Genomic DNA, 21,876 nt, shown 5'->3' with positions numbered 1-21,876 from the left:
AATGGTGCCGATGTTGCAGTGCGGCTTGTTGCGCTCGAATTTCGCCTTAGCCATGTTTCAACCCGTCTGCTCGGCGGCAATCTGCCGCGGTTCACGAATGCGGCGGTAACGCCGCGGTGGTTCAACTCGCGGCCACTGCCGCTAAAAATCAAATACCCTCAGCGACAACCCGTGCGCGCTGGAGCGGGTGAGGGGAATCGAACCCCCGTCATCAGCTTGGAAGGCTGTTGCTCTACCATTGAGCTACACCCGCCTGAAGCGTCCGCACCGGGCTCTCGCCCCCTCGGGCGGGACCCGAAACTCGTCGTCGCCCGGCCAGGAAAAGGTAATGGTGGAGGGGGTTGGATTCGAACCAACGTAGGTGTACACCGGCAGATTTACAGTCTGCTGCCATTGACCGCTCGGCCACCCCTCCACGCCCGCCGCCGGTTGTCACCGTCGCGGCGGGAGTTGCGAAATATGAGGATTCTGGGTGCCTTGTCAACTCGAAAAGAGAAGGGTACTTCAAAAAGCTGGAGGTGCCCCCATGGCCAACCGAGAACCCCGTGACCGCAACCGCCCCTCGCGCGGACCGTCCCAATCCGCGCCGGACAAGGCTTCCCGCGCGGAATCCCATCGTTCGGACAAATCCCGAGAGCACGGGCAACGTCCCGAGAAATCTCATGATCGCGGGCAACGCCCCGAAAAATCTCATGATCGCGGGCAACGCCCGCCGGGTAATCAGTTCTGGCTTTACGGCCAGCACGCGGTGGCGGCGGCGCTGGACAATCCCCGACGCAAGATCCGTCGGCTGGTGCTGACCGCCGAAGCCGGCCGCAACTGGGCCCCGGCCATCGAGACGGCGGGACACGCCCGCCCCCTGCCCGGCGCCGAGATCGTTGACAAGACCGAGATGGAACGGCTGTTGCCGCCGGGCGCCATCCACCAGGGCATCGGCGCGTTGTGCGAGCCCCTTCCCGCCCCATCGATCGAGGATATCGCGCGCATGGCCGCCGACCACCCCGAAGCGGTGGTGATGGTGCTGGATCAGGTCACCGACCCGCACAATGTCGGCGCCATCGTGCGCTCGGCCGCCGCCTTCGGCGCATTGGCGGTGGTGGTGCCCGACCGCCACGCCCCGGAAGAAACCGGCGCCCTGGCCAAGGCCGCCTCGGGGGCGCTGGAGCGCATGCCGCTGGTGCGGGTGACCAACGTGGTCCGCACCCTCGACGATCTCAAGAAAGCCGGCTTCTGGGTCGCCGGCATGGCCGGCGAAGCGGAACGCACCCTGGCCAGCCACAAACTGTCCGGCCGCATCGCCCTGGTCATGGGCGCCGAGGGCGACGGCCTGCGCCGGCTGACCCGCGAGCATTGCGACTTCCTGGTCAAGCTGCCGATGACCGGCGCGGTGGAAAGCCTGAACGTGTCCAACGCGGCGGCGGTGGCGCTGTACGAATTGGTGCGCGAGCGTCTGGACAAGGCCTGACACCCCCTTGCACAAGCGGAAACTGGGCGCTAGTTTCCCCCGGTCGCCGGCTTAGCTCAGATGGTAGAGCACCTGATTTGTAATCAGGGGGTCACGGGTTCGATCCCTGTAGCCGGCACCATCTTCCCTGGCGCTCAATGTCCCGGCCGGTGTATTCCACCGGCGGGTGGAGCATGCATGGCCGGCGGAGGACGACGACCACCATCGCCGTCTTCGTCGTCGGCGTCCTTCATCCGCACCATGAAACCGCGCATGGCCCAGCCGGCGGTGTAGCCGGCGGCCACGAACAGCCACATTCCGGAAAACAGGAAGATCAGCGCCCGCTTCAGGGTGTCGTCGCCATTGCCGAACACCCCCAGCGCCCACAGCATCGGCGTGGCGAACAAGATCACGACGGCCCCCACGCCGCCCAGGCGGCTCCAGCCGTTGGGGCGCAGCCAGGAAAAGCGATAGGTGGACATGTCCGTTCTCCCGCCGCTTGCTTGTTTGTATTGTCCGTCTTCCCGCGTTTGCCCGCAAGGGGGACCTTGCGATAGCGGTTTGCTGCTTTTTTCAGTCAGAAAATGTTGGCGATAGCGCACATCTGAATGTATTGCTTCTTGAGGGTTCGAAATCGGCGACAGAATTGTTGCCGGTCAGCGTGCGTGGAGCGGGCGGCATGGCGTCGAAAAGCGCCGATTACGAAATCCAGGCGATGAAGGATGGGCGCTGGTGCACCCAGTCCTATATGGATTCGGAAGAAGCCGCGATGATCGCGGCGAAACGTCTTCTGGCCGACAAGAAGTGCGAAGGCGCGCGTATCGTCCACAACTGGACGCGCCCCGACGGCCGCATCGTCGAAAAGGAAATCTTTTCCGAAACCAGAACGGTCAAGGATGACGGTCCGATCCGCATCGCCGATGTGGACAGCGCCCCTCCGAAATGCGAGATGCCGACCGAATATTACGGATCAAACAGCCGTAATATGATGAACCGCATCCTGCGCAACTATCTGGACAAGACGTTCCTGACCCCGACCGAGTTGATCTACAACTATCGGGAACTCAAACGCATCCAGGAAAAGGACACGCTGGTTCCGTCGGCGGTGGACCGCATCGCCTTCCTGCAAACCCGCGACGGCAACCAGGACAGCAAGACGCGGCGCGAGGAAATCTTCCGCAACGTCGACGAAATGTCGGCGCGCGCCCGCCGCGCCGAAGGCATGAAACTGCCCAAGCTGGACGGCAGCTTCAAGGAGGTGATGGACGCCGTCGCCCGCCAGGGCGGCGACGACGGCGACTACCTGGCCATGGTGGTGCTGTCGCGCGACCTGCTGAACACCCGCAACTGGCTGGGCAAGCTGGAACGTCTGTGCCGCCTGGCGCTCCAGGAAGGCGACCCCCGCGCCCTGGACATGCTGGACGGCGTCATCGCCGACGTCCTGGGCTCGACCGTGGTCCAGGAAATCCTGGGCTGGCAACCCAGTCTTGCCGCCGCCATCGGCCGCATGCTGGATCTGGCCGACGGGGTCATGCCCACGGAAAAGAGCGACGCCGGCGAATCGGCGGAACTGCTCAACAGCCTGTTGCGGGACGGCAAGCTTCCTCAGGCGCGGGCCGTGCTGATCGACCGTGCGGTCAAGCAGATCAAGTCGGCCAACCCGCTTTATCGCTCGGACCCCACCAAGGAGCGCGACGCCTTCGCCTCGGTGGTGGCGCGGCTGGTGACGCCGCAAGGACTGCTGTTCGGCCCCGACGCCGCCGACGCGCTGACGACGCGGGCCAGCCGCATGGTCGAGGAAGGCGGCGCCGCCGGCCGCCGCGCCGGCATCCAACTGACCTTCAACACCATGCCCGACCGCGCCTTCGGGCTGATCTACCTGTGCGAACTGGCGCGCACCGAGATGGCCAAGGAACATGCCCCCGACATCATGGCGTTGATCCAGCGCGTGCTGGGCTGCCGCAGCCTGGGCGAGTTGACCGCGCGCGACCTGACGCCGAAGGACCGCATGATCCGCGCCACCCTGGCCCATGGCGTGGCCGAGGGCTCGGTGTTTCCGCCCGATCTGCGCAAGCGCATGACCGACACCATCGATACCATCCTGGAACGCTATCTGGTGAGCGAGCAGGTCATCGAGAAGCTGGACCACCACGAAAGCCCGTTGCGCGACCGTGCCATCCGTCTGGTCCAGTTCGCCGCCGCCGGCGTGCTTCCCGAGGGCCGCGCCATGACCCGCGCCCGCGAACGGATCATCGCCTTGCTCAAGGTGCCCAATTTCGACGCCAAGTTCATCGACGGCATCGATGATCCCGGCCGTGCCCAGCGGGCGTTGCGCGACTTCCACCAATTGCTGGTCCGCGCCGGTTTCGGCCGCTAAGGACGCCACGGGCACGGGGCTCGCGTTCGGAAGCGAAACGTGCCATGGTCCCGGCCCTTTGTTCCTGCGCCATCACGCCCATGACCGACCATCCCGACGACCGTTCCTCCCCCCCTGGCCTGGTTTCCCTAGTGGGAGCCGGCCCTGGCGACCCCGACCTTCTGACCGTCAAGGCGCTCAGGCTGATCCGGGCGGCGCGCGTGGTGGTGTTCGACCGTCTGGTCAGCGTGGAGATCATGGCCCTGGCGCCCCCGGACGCCGAATTGATCTATGCCGGCAAGCAGACCGACGCCCACCATTTGCCGCAACATGAGTTGAACGCGCTGTTGATCGAGCTGGCGCGATCCGGCCGCGACGTGGTCCGTCTCAAGGGCGGCGATCCCCTGGTGTTCGGACGCGGGTCCGAGGAAGCGCTGGCGTTGGCCGAGGCCGGCGTGCCGTTCGAGATCGTTCCCGGCATCAGTTCCGCCTCGGGGTGCACCACCTATGCCGGTATTCCGCTGACCCATCGCGGTCTGGCCAAGGGCGTACGGCTGGTGACCGGCCATTGGCGGGAGGGGCAGGCGCTGGATTACGACTGGCATTTGCTGGCCGATCCCGACTGCACCCTTGTCATCTACATGGGCTTGACCCACCTCAAGGAAATCGCCCGCCGCATGATCGAGGCTGGCTTGGCCACGGATACCCCCGCGGCGGCGGTGGAAAACGGGACCACACCCCGGCAGCGCCGGGTCATCGGCACCTTGGGCGACCTGCCCGATCTGGTGGCGATGGCCGGTCTGAGACCGCCCACCCTGATCATCGTCGGCAAGGTGGTGAGCCTGGCCGGCAGCCTGGATTGGTACGGCACCCGCAGCGCAGAGGCCAACACCACATGAGCGACGACACCGCAATCATCCTGGTCGGCCATGGCTCGTCCCGCCATCCAGACAGCGCCGCGCCAATCCTGGCGCTGGCGCGGTCCTTGAAAGAACGGGGACCATGGCGCGAGGTGACGGCGGTGTTCATGAAACAGGAACCACGCTTGGCCGCCGCCTTCGATCTGGTGACCACCCGCCGCGTGGTGGTGGTGCCGGTCTTCGCCGGCAAGGGACATTACACCGATGTCCTGATTTCCCGCGAAATGGGATTGACCGGAACGATGACCCGGCGCGATGGTCGGGAGATCCTTTACACTCAGCCTGCCGGCTGCGACCCCCGCATTCCCGGTTTGATGACCCGGCGCGCCGAAGCGGTGGCAAATGCCGCCGGCATCGATCCCGCCACCACCAGTTTGCTGTTGATCGCCCACGGTTCGGCCCGGCCGGGCGGCGCCGGACAGACGCCCAAGGCCATCGCCGCCGCCATCGCCGCCAATGGCCGCTTCGGCGAAGTCCGCCTGAGCTTTCTGGAACAGGAACCCTATGCCCGCGACTGGCCCGACATGGTCCGGCCCGGTGCCCATCTGGTGGTATTGCCGTTGCTGGTGGCGCAAGGCACCCACGCCAGCCAGGACATCCCCCCCCTGTTCAATCTGCAAGCCGGGGAAACCGGACCGGTGGATGTCGCCGGCCGCATCGTGCGCATGGCCACCGGATTGGGCGCCGAGAAGGAATTGGCGGACATCATCACCGACATGGTCGCCACCGCACTTGATCAAGACAATTTTACGTAAATTAATATTGGTTGTAGTGAAAATAAACAAATATAACCATTTGTTGCATTCCCATTTGCAATCGAGTCACAATCGTCCCGATATTGCTTTTCGGGTTCATCGCCATGTCTACGATTGCCGCACCATTGCCCAGCCGAATCCGCCAGATTCCCGAGGTCAAGCCGGTCGACACCGTGCGCACCGTGTTGCGCCGCGACATCGCCGACATCTTGCGCGACAACATCCCGCAACTGGCCCTGGTGCCGCGCGACAAGGTCTACGACCGCGTCATGGACGACCCCAACCTGTTGCACTTGGGCTTCCAACTGTTCCGTGCCCGGCCCGAATTGTTCAAGAACGTGGTCATCACTCCCGAACGCCTGTTTCCGTCGTCCGACGGCGACGTTCTGTGGTGCGGCCGCACCTTGGCCGAAATCATCGCCCTGGTGGTGCGTGCCTGCGCCCGGCGTTATTTCAAGCGCCGGCTGGCCGGCCCCAAGCCGCGCCCGCTGCCGCTGCCCAAGATCGGCATGTGGCAAGGCATCGCCATCTCGCTGGGACTGGCGGAACCGCCCAAGCCGCCGCGGCGCAAGCATTGGCCCAATCCGGCGGAAAAGCTGTACAACGCCCTGCGCGACCTGTTGCGCTTCGAGTGGCAGGTGCCGCTGATCCCGGCCTACGCCGCGCTGACGCCGCAATTGGTGAGCCGGATGGGCGACGCCCTGCTTGAGGTGCGCGACCCGCTCAAGGTCCAGGTTCTGTCCGACCACGCGGCCGAAACCGCGGTGGTCGAGGGCAAGGTGCCGTTGCTGCTGGACAACGCCAACCGCATGCTGACCCCCACCGACAGCATCAACGCCGAAGTGTTGTGGTCGGTGTGCCAGAAGATGCGCATGGCGGCACTGTTCCCCGGCTACGACGTGGGCGAGATGCGCAAGGCGGTATCGCTGGTGGCGGCCACCAGCCCGGCGGCGCTCAAGCACCTGTTGCCAGTGCTGGGCGACGATATCCGCAAGTTCACCCTCTACCTGTTCACCGCCTACGGCAAGTTCGGCCCGGCCCGCTATCGTCAGGTGCTGGGCAACGACGGCCAGACCTGGGTGGTCCAGGCCATGGCCCAGCGCGTCGCCAAGGAGCCGCCGCTTGAAGGCACGCACGAACAGTGGAAAGCCACCATCGAAACCTGGCTTGATTCCGCGGTCGCCAGTCTGGACGCCGACGCCGAAAAAAAGGCGGAGATGTTGGGGGTGCTGTCCAGCATGAAGTGACCACGGCACGGTGTCCCCCGGCGGGGCGGGGGGCACCGATTTTCTCTTGCCTTCTTACTGCGAATGATTATCATTTGCGCAACCTAGGCAGGAGGGAACCATGACCCACATTGGAATGAACGAAGGCATTGAAGCGTTGCGCCGCGCCCGGCTTACCCCCACCCCGCAGCGGGTGACGGTGGCCGGGCTGGTGTTTTCCGGCCCGACCCTGGCGCTGACCGCACGCGAGCTTCAGGACCGTGCCGTCGACGCCGACCTTTACCTGAGCCCCAAGGAAGCCGAGGACGCGCTGGCCGAATTGCGCAGCGCCGGCGTGTTGCCGTTGATGCTGGAAGGCCGCCGCCGGGCGCCGCTGGACCTGACCCGCGCCGCGCGGCTGTTGCAGGCCATGGGCAACCCCCACCGGCTACGGGTGCTGCGCGAATTGTCCGATGGCGAACGCTGCGCCGGCGACCTGGGCCGGGCCACCGGCCTGCAACCGTCCGCGCTGTCGCAGCATCTGTCGCGGTTGCGGGCCGACGGACTGGTCCATTGCCGCCGCGTCGGCAGCCACATCTATTACTCCCTGGCCGGAGACGCCGCGACGGCGGTTCTGCGCAGTCTGGCCGCGTGACGGAAAAAAGAAAAAAGGTCACAACCCGCCACTGGCTTTGCGCACCCCCGCCGTCTATTAAGAAAGGCATAGAACCTAGGCTGGCGGGGGCACGGGCCGAATGATTCTCGAACGCAGGGTTATCGTCTTTCCCAGGGCCGATCTGTTGGACGCCATGCGGCGCTTTGGCGAGCACAACGACAAGCGCCTTCCCGACACCCCACCGGACAACCTGACCTTCGAACCGTCCCAGGACGTGGCGCTGTCCATCGCTTTTCCCGCCGCCAACCGCCATACCCTGCCCACCCGCGTCACCTTTTCGTGCGAGGAAGTGGGACAGGCCCTGACCCAGTATTGCCGCGACCACAAGGTGCCGTTGCCGCGCGCCGCCAACAAGATGGTGGAGAAATACAAGGACGGCGCCGCCCTGACCATGCAGGTGGGCGAGGCCGGACTTCAGGTCATGGTGGTGGACGACCAGGAAATGGTTCGTGCCATCATCCGCAAATCGCTGACAAAGACCCAGATCGCCAAGTTCCATGAAGCCCGCAACGGCCGCGAGGCGTTGCACATGCTGCATCAGGCCGACGTCGATCCCGACGTCATTTTGTGCGACCTGCACATGGAGACCATGGACGGTGCCGAGTTCCTGCGGCAATTGCGCGCTGACCATTCCAACCGTTCGTGCCGCAAGCCGGTCCTGATCCTGACGGCGGAAAAGAACGAACAGGTGCTTGAGGCGGTGCGCCAGCATGGCGCCTCGAAGATCCTGGCCAAGCCGATCGCGCCGGACGAACTGATCCGTCAGATCATGCTGGCGCGCGGCTATTTCGAATTGAACCGATAGCCGTTCCGCCCGTCCCACGTTACAGTGGCGCCCCGACAGCTTCCAGGGTGCCCCAATGAGCCTGACCCGTTACGCGCCTCAGATTCTCGACGCCTTTCGTCTGGTGGTGACCCGACCCGCCGCCAGCGCCGTCATCGTCGTGCCCGGCCTGGCCCTGGTGGCCGGGGCCAACGTGCTGGGCGCCCAAGGCGGCAATCTGGCCGGCCTGGGGATGATGCTGTCCATGCTGGCGGTCACCGGCATGGGCTTTTTCTGGCAACGCACCCTGGCCGAAGGCGAGACGCTGACGCCGATCCAGATGGCGCCCCGACTGATCTTGTGGATGGTCATCTTGCAATTGCTGCAAGGCTTCGAACTGGCGCCCACCATCCTGTTCGGCCTGTGGCTCAAGGACATGCCCAACGCCGAGATCTACACCCGCACCGGCATCCAGGTGTTCCAACTGCTGATCGGCGGCTTGTTCCTGGCGCTGCCGCAACTGGCGCTGGGCCGATGGAAGGACATGGCCGGCACCAAGCTTCAGGAAATGGTGCTGTCGGGCGGCATCGCCATCGGCCTGGGCTACGTCATCGTCAACCTGCCGTTCATAATGGTGACCGAGGTCGCCAAGGGGCTGTTCGCCGACTTCGCTTCCGACCTGAACGGGACCGTCGTCACCATGACCCTTCAGGTGGTGCACGCCCTCAACATGGTGGTGATGGCCGGCTATTTCGCGCTGGTTTGGGCGGTACTCAAGGACCAGCCCTCACGCTTCGACCCACCCGCCGAGACGCCGGTCGATCCCAAGGAGCGACGCACCACGCGCATCACCCGCACCTCGAAGGCGCGCAAATAAATCCATGACCGTATCGGCCCGCCTCATACTATGTCTCGGTGATCGGAACCGATCACCGAAGCCCTCAAGCGGCGGGCGGGTTTCTCCGAAACCCTTGCCTCCCGCGGCATAAGCCGCGCGGCCCCTTGGGCCTAACCAAATCCCAGTGAGTTTCACTCACTGGGATTTGGTATCAGGCGGCGCCGATACGGTCCAGATGTTGTTGCATGGTCAACCGGTCAAGCCCCGCCAGCGGCAATTCGACGAACAGCTCGATCCGTCGCCGCATCAACCGGAAGCTGTCGGCGAACACCGCCGCCACCTCGGCATGGCTGCCACGCGCCGGCACCGGGTCGGGAATGGGCCAATGGGCGGTGACCGGCCGCCCCAGGATCGGCAGGACACATCCTTCCAATTCGTCGCACACGGTGAAGACGAAATCGAGACGCGGCGCCTCGGCCGAAGCGAACTCGGCCAAGCCTTTGGGATAAAGCCCGCTGGTCGGAAGCCCGGCGTTGCGGATGGTCTCCAGCGTCAGCGGGTGAATGTCGGCGGCCGGCTCGGTCCCGGCCGAATACGAAACGAAACGCCGCCGCCCCAGGGCGGTCAGCAACACCTGCGCCATCTGGCTGCGGGCGGCGTTCTGGCGACAGACGAACAGAACGTTGAACGGCTGTGTCATGACCCCTCCGGGTTGAAATTCCCCATTGGAATGACTTAACCCGTCATCGCCTCCACCCGGCATGAAGTCTCCGTGAATATCGGGCCGGGTCTTATCCGCCGTTGGCCTGACATATCGCCTGCAAACGCGCACGCTTTTCGTCCAGCTTGCGCTGGAAACGCCCCCATTCCACCACCATCCGCTCATGCCGGCCCTGGCCGATGACATCGATTTCGTCGCTTGCCGTCACCGACCATCCCAGCCGCCGGCCATCCGCCTTGTCGCAGGTGACGACGACCGTGACCACCTGTCCCGGCAAGGTCGGCGCCGAATGGTCCACGTCCACCAACACCCCCAACGATCCTTCGCCTTCGGCCAGATGGGGGCGCAGATGGTCCGTGCACGCCCATTCCATCAACCCCACCATGAAGCCGGTGGCGAACACGTCGGGCATGGACAGGAAGATATCGGATTCCGGGTAAAGCGCCGGCACCACCTTGTTCTCGCCGACACGGAAGCTGAACTGGTGGACATCTCCGACCTGGGGGCTGCTTTTCATGGCATCGCCTTCTTTTCGTGAGCAGGGCAGAGGGATATCTTACTGTCCTGCCTTCGCCACGAAAGCCCGGAGTGATCCGGGGAGCACCACCATGACCCCAGTGCCGGCATGAACCCATTGCAGGAAACCCTGGACGCCCTGGACGACGGGGTCATCCGCTTCGACGCCCACCAATGTCTGGTGGCGTGGAACAAGGCCCTGGTCGAGATCATGGGCTTTCCGCCGGATCTGATGAAGGTGGGAACGCCGTTCCTGGATTTCGTGGAATACAACGTTTCCCGCGGCGAACATGGCGGCGGCGAGCGCCGTCTGATCGTCCAGCAACGTCTGGCCAGCCTGACCGATTCCTATTCCCGCCGCCGCCCCGACGGCACCTTGATCCGGGTGCGCAGCAAGGTGATGGCCGACGGCAGCATCCTCAAGGTGTTCTCGCGAATCGAGGATGCCGCACCGGCCAACGTCGCCGCGCCGGAACTGTCTGCGCGCGAGCGCGAGGTGCTGTTGTGGGCGGCCCAGGGCAAGACGGCGTGGGAAACGGCGGCGATCCTGGGCATTTCACCCAAGACGGTGGAATTCCACCTGAGCAATTGCGGCAGGAAGCTGGGCACCGCCAGCAAGTCCCAAACCGTGCTGGCCGCCGCCCGCAAGGGCTTGTTGCCGCTGTGACAGCCGCCCCTCAGGGCACCACGTTGACGACACCCTTCATGCCCAACAGGGCATGGCCGGGCACCGGGCATTCGAAGGTGAAGGCGCCGTAACGGGCGGGGACGAACCACAATTCCTTGGTCTCGCCGGCCGGAACCACGATCTTTTCCACCCAGGCGGTGGTGGCGGTCTGGTCACGGCCGACCAGTTGGCGCACGGCGATGGTGCGCAGGAATTGCCCGGAAACGAAGCCATGGTCGGAATCGGAGTCGTTCTTCAGCACCAGCCGGGTCGGCCGGTCACGGTGGAAGGTCAATTCGTCGGGCACGAAGGCGTGGTTGACCAACCGCACCTCGACCACGTCGGGGGCGCTCCAATCGGCCTTGGACGATATTTCCTCGGCGTTGGCCAGATAGCCCATGGGCTGATAGCGGCTGACCTGATCCTGGCCGGCACAGGCGGCCAGCGACACCAGGACGGCCAGGGCGAACAGACGGTTCATCGTCCCTCCTCCGGCGGTTGCCACCCGGGCGGCGCCATCTCGAATCCCGAGAACTCGAAGGCCGGAGCGACGATACAGCCGACCAGCGACCATTCGCCCAGCGGCTCGGCCGCTTGCCAGGCATAGGCGGGGACCACCGCTTGCGGCACCTGTCCGGCCAGAACGTCGCCCCCCAGCACCACCCACCGGGTAACGCCGTCTTCGTGGATACCCAGACGCAACGCCTCGCCGCCGTGCCAGTTCCAGACCTCGACCGCGTCGACGCGGTGCCAATGCGACCGTTCGCCCCGCGCCAACAGGTAATAGATGGCGGTACAGGTCCCCCGCTCCCCCTCGGCGGCGGGGGCACGGTAGGTTTCGGCGTAATGCCCGCCCTCCGGGTGGGGCACCAGCCCCAACCGGGTGACGAGCTGCGCGGCCGTGGTCATTCCACCGGCTCGGTCTCGCGGACCGAGCGGCGGTTGTGGGTGGTGGTGTACCAATGGGCCAGATGCGGCCGGCTCTGGCGCCAGTCGCACACCTTGCGGAAGTCAAGATAGCCCAATGCCGACACCACCGAGATCGGACCGATCAGGAACACGCCGCCCCAATGGCCCACGTCCTTTTCCAAGGTGTCGAGCGAACGGGCGATGGCCGCCTGTTGCCGCTCCACCCAGCCGTCCCAACGCTTGTCGGCGGGACGGGTGGAGCTTTCGACGCGAATGTGCAAGGCGGCATCCAGGATGCCGTCGGCCAGGGCCTGAAGGCGCAATTGACGGAACCGTTCGTTCGGTTCATGCGGAAACAGCTTGTGACCGGAATGAAGCGTGTCGAGGTATTCGCAGATCACCGGCGAATCGAACAGGGTCTCGCCATTGCCAAGCACCAGGGTCGGCACCTTGGACAACGGGTTTTCGTGCACCAGGTCGGTGTCGGGCGCCCAGGCGTTGGTCGGCACCAGATCCAGCTCGACCCCGCATTCGATGGCGGTCATGCGGACCTTGCGGACGAAGGGCGAGGTGGCGGAGGAACGCAGCTTCATCAAAATCTCCGTGGTCGTTCGACCCCCGCGATCGGGGCCCTGGGGGTCGTGGCAATGGCAACCGTCCAAGATTGTAGCCGGGGATTTCGCCGCTGTCGCCATGCAACAAAAACTTCTCGGGCACGCACGGTTTGCCTATACCTTGGCGACCGATCCTTTTTTGGAACCCATCATGGACATCGCCGCCGCCATCGTCGCCGCCAACCGCCACCTGGCCGCCAAGGGACTGAACCAAGGGGCGTCCGGCAACGTCTCGGTGCGTGACGGCGACGGCTTCCGGGTGACACCCTCGGGTGTTGGGGCCGACGTCCTGGTTCCTGAACAGGTGGTGCGCATGGATATGGACGGGGCGTGGTCGGGACAGTGGAAGCCATCCAGCGAATGGCGGTTCCACCGCGACATCTACGCCGCCCGTCCCGACGCCGGCGCGGTGGTTCACTGCCATTCCCCGGCCGCCACCGCGCTGGCGGTGTTGGGCAGGGCCATCCCGGCCTTCCATTACATGGTGGCCATCGCCGGCGGCGTGGATGTCCGCTGTGCCCCTTATGCCACTTTCGGCACCCAGGAACTGTCCGACGCGGCGCTGGCGGCGCTGGAGGACCGGCGGGCGTGCCTGTTGGGCCATCACGGCATGATCGCCCTGGGCCCCACCCTGTCCCAGGCCATGGACGTCGCCATCGAGATCGAGTTCCTGGCCGACCTTTACCTGCGCCTGCTGCCGCTGGGCGAACCGCCGGTTCTGCCGGCCGCCGAGATGGCGGTGGTACTGGAGAAGTTCAAGGGTTACGGCGCCAACGCTCAGAAGCGCGCTTAGGCCCAGGGTCAGGCGGCGCGCTCCAGACGCTCCTGGAGCCAGCCGCGCACCGCCACCCAGATGGGATCAAGACGCGACACCAGCACGCGAACCTCCTCGCGGTTACCGTCGCGCGCCGCCTCCTCGATGGCGGCGGCCAGAACCACCAGCGGCGCGGCGCCCACATATCCGGCCATGCCCTTGAGATCGTGGGCGTGCTGGCGAATGACGTCGAGTCCGTCGCGTTCGGCGTCGGCCCCGCCCAGGCTGGCACAGGTCTCGGCCCCGGCGGACAGGAACAGGCGCACGATCTCGACCATCTGCTCTTGTCCGACCTGACGCTCGACCACCGCCAGGTCGGCATCGTCCAACTCGGCCCCCACCGGGGCGCGGTCGTTGGCCCCGGCAACGGCCGCCGAATCGCCCAGCACGCGCCCCATGGCCGCGAACAGCCGGTCGGGGTCCAGCGGCTTGGCGACAAAGTCGTCCATGCCGGCGGCGCGACAGCGTTCCTCGTCGGCCCGCATCGCGTTGGCGGTCAACGCGATGATCGGCAGATCGGCCGCCGTCCCTCCCAGGGCGCGGATGGCACGGGCAGCCTCGAGGCCGTCCATCTCGGGCATCTGCATGTCCATCAACACCACGTCGAAGCGGCTGCCGGCGCGCACCAGATCCAACGCCTCGACGCCGTTGTTGGCGACCACCACGCGGTGGCCGGCACGCTGTAGGAAACCGCGCGCCACCATCTGGTTGATGGCATTGTCCTCGGCCAGCAACACGGTAAGCGGCGGCAGGTCGGACACCACGGCGAAATGGTCCGCCAACGCCGGTGCCGATGCCGACACCAGAGGCAGGCGAAACCAGAAGCAACTGCCCGAACCGGCCTGGCTTTCCACCCCGATGGCGCCCCCCTGTCCCTCGACCAGCCGTTTGCAGATGGCCAGCCCCAGGCCGGTACCGCCATAGCGGCGCGAGATCGAGGCGTCGGCCTGGGCAAAGGACTGGAACAGCCGCGCCTTGGCCTCGTCGTCCAGGCCGATGCCGGTGTCGGTGACGGTGCATTCCAGCAGCGGACTGCCGTCCGCGCCCGCGATCCTCGTCATACGCAAGGTGACGCGGCCCTGTTCGGTGAACTTGACCGCGTTGCCGGCAAGGTTGAGCAGCACCTGGCGCAGCCGTCCAGGGTCGCCCCGCAGCCACGGCGGCAGGTCGGGATCGACCTCGGCCACCAGGTCCAGTCCCTTTTCCTCGGCCCGCGAGCGCATCAACTGGGCGACGTCATTGACCAGCGGAGCCGGCGCGAAGGCGATCGCCTCGAAATCGAGGCGACCGGCCTCGAGCTTGGAGAAGTCCAGGATGTCGTCGAGGATGGCCAGCAACGCCTCGGCCGAATGCCTGAGGGTATCGAGCCGCGTGCGCTGGCCCGGCGCCATGGTCTCGTCAAGCATCAACCGCGCCATGCCCAGGATGCCGTTCATCGGCGTACGGATTTCGTGGCTCATCACCGCCAGGAAGTTGCTTTTCGCCCGTGCCGCCGCCTCGGCCTCGCGGGTTTTCTCCTCCAGGGCTTGGCGCAGGTGGCGCTCGTTAAGCAGCGACAGATAGTCGCACCGGCTTTGATGGTGATGGCGATAGGCGATCAACAGTCCCAGCGCGGAGAAAACGGCGACCCCGCCCACAAGCGGCAGAACAACGTCCAGGCCGAACTGGCGCCATACCGTCGCCGCCCCGAAAGCCGCGATCAACATCGCTTCGATGATCAATCCGCCAAGAATGGTCCCCGGCCAGAACAGGGGAACCACTGCGGCGTAAAGCAGGATGAAGCTGGTGGCCAGCTTGCCCGGCACCAGCAGAGGGTGCAGGGCGAACAACACCCCCAGCGCAGCGCACGAGACACCGTGATGCACGGCCATGGGCAACAGCAATTGGCGCGGCCGCCGCGCGCGGTCCAGCCGCCAGAACACCCACACGATCACCGCCGCCCCCACTCCGCGCACCAGCAGAGAGATTTCCAGTCGGCCAGGATCGCTCAGGACGATCAGGTCGCGCGCCCAGCCCAGCAGATAGAACAGCAGCCAGGTCAGGCAAAACCCCATTGCCAGACGCCGCGCCTTGGGAAAGGCGTCGCGCCGGAACTGGGCCTCAAGCGCCGGCTCACAAAACCGGGCGGTCCACATCGCGATGGTTTCGGAGCTGTGCATGGCTCAAGCCTAGCGCGAAACAACGCCCGAGAGAAGGCGCGCCATGCGGTGGACACCCGAGCGTCAGGTGCGGATCTCGCCGGCCGCCGAGATGGCGGTGATGCCGGAGGAGTTCAAGGGATACGGCGCAAACGCTCGGGACAAGGGCTGAGCTTACGCCGGAAATCGCGCAGATGCGCCTTGTAGCGCATGTCGGTCCCGGCAATGTGTTCGACCAGGGCGACGAACAGCCGTTTGACCACGAACCGCCATTGGTCCACGCCCTCGCCGGTCAAAAGCATGCCTTCGACCGCCGCCACCGAGGCGAGAAGCGCCTGGTGTTCGGCGTGATGTTCCTCGATATCGGGAAAGGCGACGCGGGCCAGCATGGCTTCCTCGTCGCGGAAGTGCACCCGCAAGGCCCCATAGAAAACGCGATAGAAGGCGATCACCGCCTCGCGCCCTTCGCCCCGGTCCAACGCCTGGGCCACCGCCATGATCTCGTCGAAGAACGCCCGGTGCTGGGCGTCGATCTCGCTGTCGCCGACGATGAAACTGTCTTTCCACGACGCCTTGAACTGGTCACCGAACTCCATGCCGCGCCTCCATCCAAGGCAGAAGCGTAGCACGAGGAGTTACGCACAGGCCGTGACCCCGATCAATCGCCGGACCTGACCGCGATCAAGCCGGAAATACTCTAGAAACCACGCGGCGGAGAGTTGATGAGGTCGGTCCAATGACGATACAACGCCCCCACATTCCCGCTGGTCAGAAGATGCATGGCGGTTTTCAACTGTTCGTCCGACCAATCCCACCACTTCATCTCAAGCAGCATCGCTATCGTCTGATCGTCAAAACGCTTGCGGATGACTTTGGCGGGATTCCCGCCCACGATGGCATAGGGCTCGACATCGCGGGTAACCAGCGCGCGGGTCCCAATGACCGCGCCGTCACCGATCTTGACGCCGGACATGATGATGGCTTCGGAGCCAATCCAGACATCATTTCCGATCTCGGTATCCCCTGCCGGTTCATAACCGTTCTGCGCGCCAGCGAACGCCGCGACTTCGGGCATCCAATAGAACGGAAACGTACTGATCCAATCATTCCGATGCCCCTGATTGCCGGCCATGATGAAGGCGGCCCCGGAGCCGATGGAACAGAAACTGCCGATGATCAGCTTGTCCACCCCTGGGTCCGGCAGCAGATAGCGGGCACAATCATTGAAACTATGGCCATGATAGTAGCCAGAGTAATAGCTGTAGCGACCAACGATGATATTGGGGTTTTCAACCTGCTTATCCAGGGTGATGCCTTTGAATGGACTCTCGAAATAATTATCCATTCAAAGTCTCCAATTCACATCCTTGGCCGTTTCAGGGGGCGAACATAGGGTCTAAAAATATCGTCCCCCGCTCCCCTGTGTCCGTCACCCCGGCCAAGCAACGCGCGAGCCGGAATGACGAAGGGATAAGGATTTCTCCAACAGCCTCTCAGACGTTGAAGCGGAAGTGGAAGATGTCACCATCCTGAACCACGTATTCCTTGCCTTCCAGGCGCATCTTGCCCGCTTCCTTGGCCCCGGTCTCGCCGCCCAGCGCGATGAAATCGGCGTAGGCGATGGTTTCGGCGCGGATGAAGCCCTTTTCGAAATCCGTGTGGATGACACCGGCCGCCTGTGGGGCCTTGGCCCCCTTCTGCACGGTCCAGGCGCGGGCTTCCTTGGGACCGACGGTGAAGAAGGTGATGAGGTGCAGCAGGTCGTAGCCGGCGCGGATGACGCGGGCCAGACCGGTTTCCTCGAGCCCCAGGGTCTCCAGGAACTCCTTCTTCTCCTCGTCGGTGGCAAGCTGGGCGATCTCGGCCTCGATGGCCGCCGAAATCACCACCGCCGAATTGCCCTCGGCGGCGGCCATCTCGAACACGCGAGCCGACAACTCGTTGCCTTCGGCGGCCGAGGCTTCCTCGACGTTGCAGGCGTAAACCACCGGCTTCGAGGTCAGAAGCCCCAATTGCTTGAACAGGCGGTTCTGTTCCTCGTCGTCGAATTTGACCACGCGGGCCGGCTTGCCGTCGCGCAACACCGCCAGCACCGGCGCCATGACGTCCACCTGGGCCTTGGCATCCTTGTCGCCGTTCTTGGCCTTCTTTTCCAAAGGCACGATCCGGCGTTCAAGGCTGTCGAGGTCGGCCAGCATCAGCTCGGTCTCGATGATCTCGGCGTCGCGCACCGGATCGACCGAATCCTCCACATGCTTGATGTCGTCATCGACGAAGCAGCGCAGCACATGGACAATGGCGTCCACCTCGCGGATGTTGGCCAGGAACTGGTTGCCCAGGCCCTCGCCCTTGCTGGCGCCGCGCACCAGACCGGCGATGTCGACGAATTCCAGTTGGGTGGGGATTTCCTTCTGGCTCTTGGCGATGCGCACCAGATCGTCCAGGCGCGGATCGGGCACCGCCACGCGGCCCACGTTGGGCTCGATGGTGCAGAAGGGATAATTGGCCGCCTGGGCGGCGGCGGTCTGGGTGAGCGCGTTGAACAGCGTGCTCTTGCCCACGTTGGGCAGGCCGACGATGCCGCAATTGAAACCCATGGTCAGTCCTTCTTTCGTGCCAGAGCCGCCCGCAACGCATCGGCCAGGGAGCCGCCGGAAACGGGAGCGGAGGGGGGAAGCGGAGCCGAAGCCGGCGCGGCGGATTTGGCCGCGGCCTCGGCCGGCTTTTCTTTCTTCTGCTTGGGCGGCGCGGTCAACACGCTCACCCGGTTCATGAAGCCGGCCTCGTCGCCCTTCAGCAGCAAGGCGAAGGCGTCGGCGAAGGCGTCGATCAAGGGATCGAGCCAGACCTGTTCGGTCTTGGCGAAATCGTGCAGCACATAGCCCGACACCCGGTCCTTGTCGCCGGGATGGCCGATGCCCAGGCGGATGCGCCGGTAATTCTGGCCCAGATACTGGTCGATGCTTTTCAGGCCGTTGTGCCCGCCCGCGCCGCCGCCGCGTTTGACGCGCAGCCGACCGGGCGCCAGATCCAGTTCGTCGTGAATCACCACCACGTCCTCGACCGGCACTTTCAGGAAGCGCGCCGCCGCCGCCACCGACTGACCCGACAGGTTCATGTAGGTCATCGGTTTCAACACCAGCACCTTGTCGCCGCCGATGTTGCCTTCGGCCAGCTCGCCCTGGAACTTGGAACGCCAGGGCCCAAAGGAATGGCGGCGGACGAGTTCGTCCGCCGCCATGAAACCGATGTTGTGACGGTTCCTGGCGTATTCGCCTCCGGGATTGCCGAGGCCAACCACCAGGAACATGGTCACTCGGCCTGCTCGCCCTCGGCGGCCTGGGCCACGGTCGGGGCAGAGATCGACACCACGGTACCCTGGGCGGACACGTGGTACGGGGTCACGCCGGCCGGCAGCTTGAGATCGGACACATGCACGGCGGCGCCGATTTCCATGCCGCTCAGGTCGACGACGATTTCGGCCGGGATGTTGGCCGGAGCGCAGGTCACTTCCACTTCGTGCAGCTCGATGCTGACCACGCCGCCGCGCTTGACGCCCGGGGCCTTGTCGGCGTTGGCGACGTGCACCGGCACCTTGACGTGCACGACGGCGTCGGCGGAAACGCGCAGGAAGTCGATGTGCTGCGGCTGGTCGCTCACCGGGTGCAGCTGGACGTCACGCGCCAGGCAGCGTTCCTTGGAACCGTTGCCCAGGTCGATGTCGAACAGACGGGTCTTGAAGCCCGGCTTGTTCAGTTCGGCCCAGATGACGCGGGGGTCAAGGGCGATGGTGACGGGCGCCTGCTTGGCACCATAGATAACACCCGGAACCTTACCTTCACGGCGAGTGGCACGGGCGGCCCCCTTTCCGGCCCGATCGCGCAGCTCGGCGACGATGGCGCTGATCTCAGTCATTGCTTTCTCCATAACACAAGGGACGCGGCCTCCAGGGGTGCCGCGCCGAAGCGGCTGACATACCGTTTTTCCATACCGAGTTCAACGAGATTCCGGCTATACCCCCCGTCATGACCGACCAAACCCGCCTTTCACGCCAATTGGCGTTCTCGCTCGAGTTGGACAAGCTCAAGACCATCCTGCGCCAGACCCTTCTGGTGGATTCCTCGCGCCAGGAAAACGACGCCGAGCATTCCTGGCACGTCGCCATGATGGCCGTCCTGTTGGCGGAACACGCGCCGCCCGGCGCCGACCCGTTGCGCGCCAGCCGCATGCTGCTGTTCCACGACGTGGTGGAAATCGACGCCGGCGACACCTTCATCCACGACGACAAGGGCAATTCCGACAAGGCCCAACGCGAACAGGCCGCCGCCGACCGGCTTTACGGCATGCTGCCGCCCGATCAGGCCGCCGAATTGCGCGCCCTGTGGCAGGAATACGAGGATCGTGCCACCCCCACCGCCAAGTTCGCCGACGCGCTGGACCGGCTCCAGCCGATCATGAACAACTTCGCCACCAAAGGCGGCACCTGGCATCAGCACGGCGTCACCGCCGACAAGGTGCTGAAGCTGGTCGAACGCATCCGGGCCGGAGCGCCGGCTTTAGGCGACCATGCCGAATTCCTGGTGCGCGAGGCGGTTCGCCTGGGCTATCTGGCGCCGGCCCCCCAGGCGCCCTGATCCGCCTTCTTTCCGTACTTTCCGGGGATATCCGCCCGCCGTGGGGTGTGTAGTCTCTTCGCCGCAACTTCTTCCAAGGGGTCGAGGTGGAGAATTCCTGGGCGACCGCGACGCGGTCCGGGGAAGGCCCCCGACAGACAACCTGTCGGCAGGACCATCCCAACCTTGTCGCCGCGACGCTTGACGTGGTCATGGACGACGGGCGTGCACGAACCTTCCGCGCGTGGCGCAGCCGTTACGACATGGGGTTTCCCCGCGCGCTGGGCGCCGTCCGGCTGGTTCCCGGCGATACCGGCGACATTGTCGATCAAAGAGCCTTCGCCGCCGCCATGCAGGCCGCGGCCTTGCGGCTTCCCTATGGCGGAGCGTGCGGCGGCGTCGAAGCCGACGCCCATCACCTGTCGCGGGGTGAACTGTCTCGGCTGGCATGGTCCTTCGTCGCCCGTTTTCCCGATTTCGGCGTCACCCGGCCCGGTGGGACGGTGCTGTCGGGCTGGCGTTGCCGAGACCAGCGCACCTTGCGTTTCGGCCCGGAACCGGCCCATTCCATCCCCATGACCTGGGAAGAGGCGGTTGGCGTCGGCGCCTTCACGTTGATCCGCGCGATCTGTCCCTGTCCCGGAAAGTGGGTTTTGCACGGCTGCGACCAAGTGTCCATCCATCTTGCCCGAGTGTTGACCGTGGCCGGCTGGAAACTGGTCGGCGCCTCGGATCATGGCGCCACACTGCGCAACCGCTGGGGCCTGCCACCTTCGGAATTGGCCTGCGCCATGGCCGACGGCGCCGGCTTGGCGTCGCTGGTGGGCGAACGCGGCACCCGCCGCGCCGAAACGCCGTTCGACGAACAGGCAAGCCTGGTGGTGGTCGCCGCCGAACAACGGCTCAGCGAAGCCTCGGCGGCGGAACTGCGCTGCCATGCGGTGATCGAACTGGGCTTGGGCGGGGTCGCCCCAAAGGTCGCCGACATCCTGGCCCGGCGGGGCATCGCCGTCGTCCCGGAAATCGCCGCCACCGCCGGCGGCACCGCCTTCGCCCATCTGGCCGGGTTGCAGCGCCGGCTTGGGCTGTGCTGGAGCCGGACCGACATGCTGTCCCGTCTGGCGGCCCGCATGCGGGAACTGAGCAGCCTGCCGCCACAGGCCATGGGGCAGGACGTCCCGGCCAAAGCTATGGATTTCATTCACGCCAGCCGTGCCGGCGGTATCGTCACGGCGCTGTGAAGCCGTCCAGGAACCCCATCAACGCCGGGTCCGAGAAATCCCGCACGGTCAGCACCGCGCCGGCCCCCGCCAGCACCTCCGGCGGTTGGGTGGTCAAAACCCCCACCGTGGGCAAGTCGGCCCGCACCGCCGCCGTCAGACCCGGCACCGCGTCCTCGAACGCCACCGCCTGTCCGGGGGCGACGCCCAGCCGTTCCAGCGCGGTGCGATAGGGCAAGGGGTCGGGCTTGCCGCGCGGCAATTCGTCGCTGGACACGGTGACGGCGAAACGGTCGGCGACGCCCAACGCCGCCAGCACACCGTCGATATTGGCACGCGGCGCGTTGCTGACCACCGCCAGCGCCAGTCCCGAATCGCGCGCCCAGTCCAACAGATCGTGCAAACCAGTGACCGGCGCCAGCCGGGACAGGCTGGCGCGGAACAGATCCTCTTTCTCGGCGGCGACCCGGTCATGGGCCGCGTCGTCGAGATGGGGAAACAGCACGCGGCAAATTTCACGGTTACTGTGACCCGACATCCGGGTGTCGAAGTAGTCGCGGTCGAAATCGGCGCCCCAGCGCCGGGCCACGGTCTGGAACGTCAGGAAATGCAACGGGTCGCTGTCGACCAAGGTGCCGTCAAGGTCGAACAGAAGCGCGGACAGGGACATGGGGTCTTCCAAGGGGCTGAACGAAACGGGGGGCCGC

The 21,876-nt window shown here is 65.4% G+C and carries 25 protein-coding genes and 3 tRNA genes; 13 read left to right on the top strand and 15 right to left on the bottom strand.

Features of this window, described 5'->3' with window-relative positions:
• Nucleotides 1–179 precede the first annotated feature (179 nt).
• Together G4223_RS15415 and G4223_RS15410 are read right to left on the bottom strand one after the other, a co-directional pair.
• Nucleotides 180–253, bottom strand: a tRNA-Gly gene (locus G4223_RS15415).
• Between the two features lie 76 nt (nucleotides 254–329).
• Nucleotides 330–415, bottom strand: a tRNA-Tyr gene (locus G4223_RS15410).
• 111 nt (nucleotides 416–526) lie between these two features.
• On the opposite strand from G4223_RS15410, the gene rlmB reads away from it, so the two are divergent.
• Both rlmB and G4223_RS15400 read left to right on the top strand, forming a co-directional pair.
• Nucleotides 527–1,465, top strand: coding sequence for a 23S rRNA (guanosine(2251)-2'-O)-methyltransferase RlmB (rlmB, locus tag G4223_RS15405; protein ID WP_163681590.1), 939 nt, complete (start codon nucleotides 527–529; stop codon nucleotides 1,463–1,465).
• A 45-nt stretch (nucleotides 1,466–1,510) separates the two neighbouring features.
• Nucleotides 1,511–1,586, top strand: a tRNA-Thr gene (locus G4223_RS15400).
• A 13-nt stretch (nucleotides 1,587–1,599) separates the two neighbouring features.
• Here the strand turns inward: G4223_RS15400 and G4223_RS15395 are convergent.
• The gene (locus G4223_RS15395) at nucleotides 1,600–1,926 is read right to left on the bottom strand and encodes a hypothetical protein (RefSeq protein WP_163681588.1); all 327 of its coding nucleotides are present in this window, start codon (nucleotides 1,924–1,926) and stop codon (nucleotides 1,600–1,602) included.
• 197 nt (nucleotides 1,927–2,123) lie between these two features.
• Here G4223_RS15395 and G4223_RS15390 point away from each other — a divergent pair, with 197 nt between their 5' ends.
• The 7 genes from G4223_RS15390 to G4223_RS15360 all read left to right on the top strand — a co-directional run bounded on the left by G4223_RS15390 (nucleotide 2,124) and on the right by G4223_RS15360 (nucleotide 8,996).
• The gene (locus G4223_RS15390) at nucleotides 2,124–3,821 is read left to right on the top strand and encodes a hypothetical protein (protein WP_163681586.1); all 1,698 of its coding nucleotides are present in this window, start codon (nucleotides 2,124–2,126) and stop codon (nucleotides 3,819–3,821) included.
• A 44-nt stretch (nucleotides 3,822–3,865) separates the two neighbouring features.
• On the top strand, nucleotides 3,866–4,699 hold the full coding sequence (cobA, locus tag G4223_RS15385) for a uroporphyrinogen-III C-methyltransferase (protein WP_241004154.1): 834 nt from the start codon (nucleotides 3,866–3,868) through the stop codon (nucleotides 4,697–4,699).
• Nucleotides 4,696–5,475, top strand: a complete 780-nt coding sequence (locus G4223_RS15380; protein ID WP_163681584.1) for a CbiX/SirB N-terminal domain-containing protein — start codon at nucleotides 4,696–4,698, stop codon at nucleotides 5,473–5,475. The genes cobA and G4223_RS15380 overlap by 4 nt, the downstream gene beginning before the upstream one ends.
• 104 nt (nucleotides 5,476–5,579) lie before the next feature.
• Nucleotides 5,580–6,722: a hypothetical protein gene (locus G4223_RS15375; protein WP_163681583.1), complete on the top strand. Its 1,143-nt coding sequence runs from the start codon at nucleotides 5,580–5,582 to the stop codon at nucleotides 6,720–6,722.
• 100 nt (nucleotides 6,723–6,822) lie between these two features.
• Nucleotides 6,823–7,335 carry an ArsR/SmtB family transcription factor gene (locus G4223_RS20085; protein WP_241004153.1) on the top strand — a complete coding sequence of 171 codons (513 nt, stop codon included), beginning with the start codon at nucleotides 6,823–6,825 and terminating at the stop codon, nucleotides 7,333–7,335.
• Between the two features lie 100 nt (nucleotides 7,336–7,435).
• Complete coding sequence (locus G4223_RS15365) at nucleotides 7,436–8,161, top strand: response regulator (RefSeq protein ID WP_163681581.1); 726 nt, start codon at nucleotides 7,436–7,438, stop codon at nucleotides 8,159–8,161.
• A gap of 55 nt (nucleotides 8,162–8,216) precedes the next feature.
• Nucleotides 8,217–8,996: a hypothetical protein gene (locus G4223_RS15360; protein ID WP_163681578.1), complete on the top strand. Its 780-nt coding sequence runs from the start codon at nucleotides 8,217–8,219 to the stop codon at nucleotides 8,994–8,996.
• A gap of 172 nt (nucleotides 8,997–9,168) precedes the next feature.
• Here G4223_RS15360 and G4223_RS15355 read toward each other — a convergent pair whose 3' ends face one another.
• The gene (locus G4223_RS15355; RefSeq protein ID WP_163681576.1) at nucleotides 9,169–9,657 is read right to left on the bottom strand and encodes an arsenate reductase ArsC; all 489 of its coding nucleotides are present in this window, start codon (nucleotides 9,655–9,657) and stop codon (nucleotides 9,169–9,171) included.
• A gap of 91 nt (nucleotides 9,658–9,748) precedes the next feature.
• Nucleotides 9,749–10,195 (bottom strand): thioesterase family protein, encoded by a 447-nt coding sequence (locus tag G4223_RS15350; RefSeq protein WP_163681574.1) that lies wholly within the window; start codon nucleotides 10,193–10,195, stop codon nucleotides 9,749–9,751.
• Between the two features lie 108 nt (nucleotides 10,196–10,303).
• Between G4223_RS15350 and G4223_RS20295 the strand changes: the two genes are divergently transcribed.
• Nucleotides 10,304–10,861 (top strand): PAS-domain containing protein, encoded by a 558-nt coding sequence (locus tag G4223_RS20295; RefSeq protein ID WP_163681572.1) that lies wholly within the window; start codon nucleotides 10,304–10,306, stop codon nucleotides 10,859–10,861.
• 10 nt (nucleotides 10,862–10,871) lie between these two features.
• Here G4223_RS20295 and G4223_RS15340 read toward each other — a convergent pair whose 3' ends face one another.
• Genes G4223_RS15340 through G4223_RS15330 form a run of 3 tightly spaced genes read right to left on the bottom strand, consistent with a single transcriptional unit; the run spans nucleotide 10,872 to nucleotide 12,363 of the window.
• Nucleotides 10,872–11,342, bottom strand: a complete 471-nt coding sequence (locus G4223_RS15340; RefSeq protein ID WP_163681570.1) for a cupredoxin domain-containing protein — start codon at nucleotides 11,340–11,342, stop codon at nucleotides 10,872–10,874.
• Nucleotides 11,339–11,770: a cupin domain-containing protein gene (locus G4223_RS15335; RefSeq protein WP_163681569.1), complete on the bottom strand. Its 432-nt coding sequence runs from the start codon at nucleotides 11,768–11,770 to the stop codon at nucleotides 11,339–11,341. Before G4223_RS15335 ends, G4223_RS15340 begins: the two co-directional genes overlap by 4 nt.
• Nucleotides 11,767–12,363 (bottom strand): glutathione S-transferase N-terminal domain-containing protein, encoded by a 597-nt coding sequence (locus G4223_RS15330; protein ID WP_163681567.1) that lies wholly within the window; start codon nucleotides 12,361–12,363, stop codon nucleotides 11,767–11,769. The genes G4223_RS15335 and G4223_RS15330 overlap by 4 nt, the downstream gene beginning before the upstream one ends.
• Before the next feature lie 172 nt (nucleotides 12,364–12,535).
• On the opposite strand from G4223_RS15330, the gene G4223_RS15325 reads away from it, so the two are divergent.
• On the top strand, nucleotides 12,536–13,177 hold the full coding sequence (locus G4223_RS15325; RefSeq protein ID WP_163681565.1) for a class II aldolase/adducin family protein: 642 nt from the start codon (nucleotides 12,536–12,538) through the stop codon (nucleotides 13,175–13,177).
• Between the two features lie 8 nt (nucleotides 13,178–13,185).
• Here the strand turns inward: G4223_RS15325 and G4223_RS15320 are convergent, their stop codons facing one another.
• The 6 genes from G4223_RS15320 to G4223_RS15295 form a co-directional block, all read right to left on the bottom strand.
• Entirely contained in the window at nucleotides 13,186–15,357 is a 2,172-nt protein-coding gene (locus G4223_RS15320) for an ATP-binding protein (protein WP_163681563.1), read from the bottom strand.
• A gap of 113 nt (nucleotides 15,358–15,470) precedes the next feature.
• The gene (locus G4223_RS15315) at nucleotides 15,471–15,932 is read right to left on the bottom strand and encodes a bacteriohemerythrin (protein WP_163681562.1); all 462 of its coding nucleotides are present in this window, start codon (nucleotides 15,930–15,932) and stop codon (nucleotides 15,471–15,473) included.
• A 101-nt stretch (nucleotides 15,933–16,033) separates the two neighbouring features.
• Nucleotides 16,034–16,681, bottom strand: a complete 648-nt coding sequence (catB, locus tag G4223_RS15310) for a type B chloramphenicol O-acetyltransferase (protein WP_163681561.1) — start codon at nucleotides 16,679–16,681, stop codon at nucleotides 16,034–16,036.
• 148 nt (nucleotides 16,682–16,829) lie between these two features.
• A complete protein-coding gene (gene ychF, locus G4223_RS15305) occupies nucleotides 16,830–17,933 on the bottom strand; it encodes a redox-regulated ATPase YchF (protein ID WP_163681560.1) in 1,104 nt (367 codons plus the stop codon).
• 2 nt (nucleotides 17,934–17,935) lie between these two features.
• A complete protein-coding gene (pth, locus tag G4223_RS15300) occupies nucleotides 17,936–18,646 on the bottom strand; it encodes an aminoacyl-tRNA hydrolase (RefSeq protein ID WP_163681598.1) in 711 nt (236 codons plus the stop codon).
• 2 nt (nucleotides 18,647–18,648) lie between these two features.
• Nucleotides 18,649–19,251, bottom strand: a complete 603-nt coding sequence (locus tag G4223_RS15295; RefSeq protein ID WP_163681559.1) for a 50S ribosomal protein L25/general stress protein Ctc — start codon at nucleotides 19,249–19,251, stop codon at nucleotides 18,649–18,651.
• A gap of 110 nt (nucleotides 19,252–19,361) precedes the next feature.
• On the opposite strand from G4223_RS15295, the gene G4223_RS15290 reads away from it, so the two are divergent.
• Both G4223_RS15290 and G4223_RS20415 read left to right on the top strand, forming a co-directional pair.
• On the top strand, nucleotides 19,362–19,970 hold the full coding sequence (locus G4223_RS15290; protein WP_163681558.1) for an HD domain-containing protein: 609 nt from the start codon (nucleotides 19,362–19,364) through the stop codon (nucleotides 19,968–19,970).
• 86 nt (nucleotides 19,971–20,056) lie between these two features.
• On the top strand, nucleotides 20,057–21,190 hold the full coding sequence (locus tag G4223_RS20415) for a Glu/Leu/Phe/Val dehydrogenase dimerization domain-containing protein (protein ID WP_163681557.1): 1,134 nt from the start codon (nucleotides 20,057–20,059) through the stop codon (nucleotides 21,188–21,190).
• Here the strand turns inward: G4223_RS20415 and G4223_RS15280 are convergent.
• Nucleotides 21,177–21,839, bottom strand: coding sequence for an HAD family hydrolase (locus G4223_RS15280; RefSeq protein ID WP_163681556.1), 663 nt, complete (start codon nucleotides 21,837–21,839; stop codon nucleotides 21,177–21,179). The two genes, G4223_RS20415 and G4223_RS15280, sit on opposite strands and share 14 nt — an antisense overlap.
• Nucleotides 21,840–21,876: the final 37 nt, after the last annotated feature.

Origin of the sequence: Magnetospirillum aberrantis SpK (assembly GCF_011022235.1) — a bacterium.
Classification (GTDB): Bacteria; Pseudomonadota; Alphaproteobacteria; order Rhodospirillales; family Magnetospirillaceae; genus Magnetospirillum; species Magnetospirillum aberrantis.
Note: the sequence above shows the minus strand (reverse complement) of the source record. Positions and strands in the feature narration are given on the sequence as shown.

What these genes read in the sequence shown, in the direction of transcription:
- G4223_RS15320 (WP_163681563.1), bottom strand. Translation starts at nt 15,357, where the DNA reads ATGCACAGCTCCGAAACCATCGCGATGTGGACCGCCCGGTTTTGTGAG.
- pth (WP_163681598.1), bottom strand. Translation starts at nt 18,646, where the DNA reads ATGTTCCTGGTGGTTGGCCTCGGCAATCCCGGAGGCGAATACGCCAGG.
- ychF (WP_163681560.1), bottom strand. Translation starts at nt 17,933, where the DNA reads ATGGGTTTCAATTGCGGCATCGTCGGCCTGCCCAACGTGGGCAAGAGC.
- G4223_RS15395 (WP_163681588.1), bottom strand. Translation starts at nt 1,926, where the DNA reads ATGTCCACCTATCGCTTTTCCTGGCTGCGCCCCAACGGCTGGAGCCGC.
- cobA (WP_241004154.1), top strand. Translation starts at nt 3,866, where the DNA reads ATGGTCCCGGCCCTTTGTTCCTGCGCCATCACGCCCATGACCGACCAT.
- G4223_RS15340 (WP_163681570.1), bottom strand. Translation starts at nt 11,342, where the DNA reads ATGAACCGTCTGTTCGCCCTGGCCGTCCTGGTGTCGCTGGCCGCCTGT.
- G4223_RS20295 (WP_163681572.1), top strand. Translation starts at nt 10,304, where the DNA reads ATGAACCCATTGCAGGAAACCCTGGACGCCCTGGACGACGGGGTCATC.
- G4223_RS15360 (WP_163681578.1), top strand. Translation starts at nt 8,217, where the DNA reads ATGAGCCTGACCCGTTACGCGCCTCAGATTCTCGACGCCTTTCGTCTG.
- G4223_RS15350 (WP_163681574.1), bottom strand. Translation starts at nt 10,195, where the DNA reads ATGAAAAGCAGCCCCCAGGTCGGAGATGTCCACCAGTTCAGCTTCCGT.
- G4223_RS15355 (WP_163681576.1), bottom strand. Translation starts at nt 9,657, where the DNA reads ATGACACAGCCGTTCAACGTTCTGTTCGTCTGTCGCCAGAACGCCGCC.
- G4223_RS15390 (WP_163681586.1), top strand. Translation starts at nt 2,124, where the DNA reads ATGGCGTCGAAAAGCGCCGATTACGAAATCCAGGCGATGAAGGATGGG.
- G4223_RS15375 (WP_163681583.1), top strand. Translation starts at nt 5,580, where the DNA reads ATGTCTACGATTGCCGCACCATTGCCCAGCCGAATCCGCCAGATTCCC.
- G4223_RS15280 (WP_163681556.1), bottom strand. Translation starts at nt 21,839, where the DNA reads ATGTCCCTGTCCGCGCTTCTGTTCGACCTTGACGGCACCTTGGTCGAC.
- rlmB (WP_163681590.1), top strand. Translation starts at nt 527, where the DNA reads ATGGCCAACCGAGAACCCCGTGACCGCAACCGCCCCTCGCGCGGACCG.
- G4223_RS15380 (WP_163681584.1), top strand. Translation starts at nt 4,696, where the DNA reads ATGAGCGACGACACCGCAATCATCCTGGTCGGCCATGGCTCGTCCCGC.
- G4223_RS15290 (WP_163681558.1), top strand. Translation starts at nt 19,362, where the DNA reads ATGACCGACCAAACCCGCCTTTCACGCCAATTGGCGTTCTCGCTCGAG.
- G4223_RS15365 (WP_163681581.1), top strand. Translation starts at nt 7,436, where the DNA reads ATGATTCTCGAACGCAGGGTTATCGTCTTTCCCAGGGCCGATCTGTTG.
- G4223_RS20085 (WP_241004153.1), top strand. Translation starts at nt 6,823, where the DNA reads ATGACCCACATTGGAATGAACGAAGGCATTGAAGCGTTGCGCCGCGCC.
- G4223_RS15315 (WP_163681562.1), bottom strand. Translation starts at nt 15,932, where the DNA reads ATGGAGTTCGGTGACCAGTTCAAGGCGTCGTGGAAAGACAGTTTCATC.
- G4223_RS15295 (WP_163681559.1), bottom strand. Translation starts at nt 19,251, where the DNA reads ATGACTGAGATCAGCGCCATCGTCGCCGAGCTGCGCGATCGGGCCGGA.
- G4223_RS15325 (WP_163681565.1), top strand. Translation starts at nt 12,536, where the DNA reads ATGGACATCGCCGCCGCCATCGTCGCCGCCAACCGCCACCTGGCCGCC.
- G4223_RS15335 (WP_163681569.1), bottom strand. Translation starts at nt 11,770, where the DNA reads ATGACCACGGCCGCGCAGCTCGTCACCCGGTTGGGGCTGGTGCCCCAC.
- G4223_RS15330 (WP_163681567.1), bottom strand. Translation starts at nt 12,363, where the DNA reads ATGAAGCTGCGTTCCTCCGCCACCTCGCCCTTCGTCCGCAAGGTCCGC.
- catB (WP_163681561.1), bottom strand. Translation starts at nt 16,681, where the DNA reads ATGGATAATTATTTCGAGAGTCCATTCAAAGGCATCACCCTGGATAAG.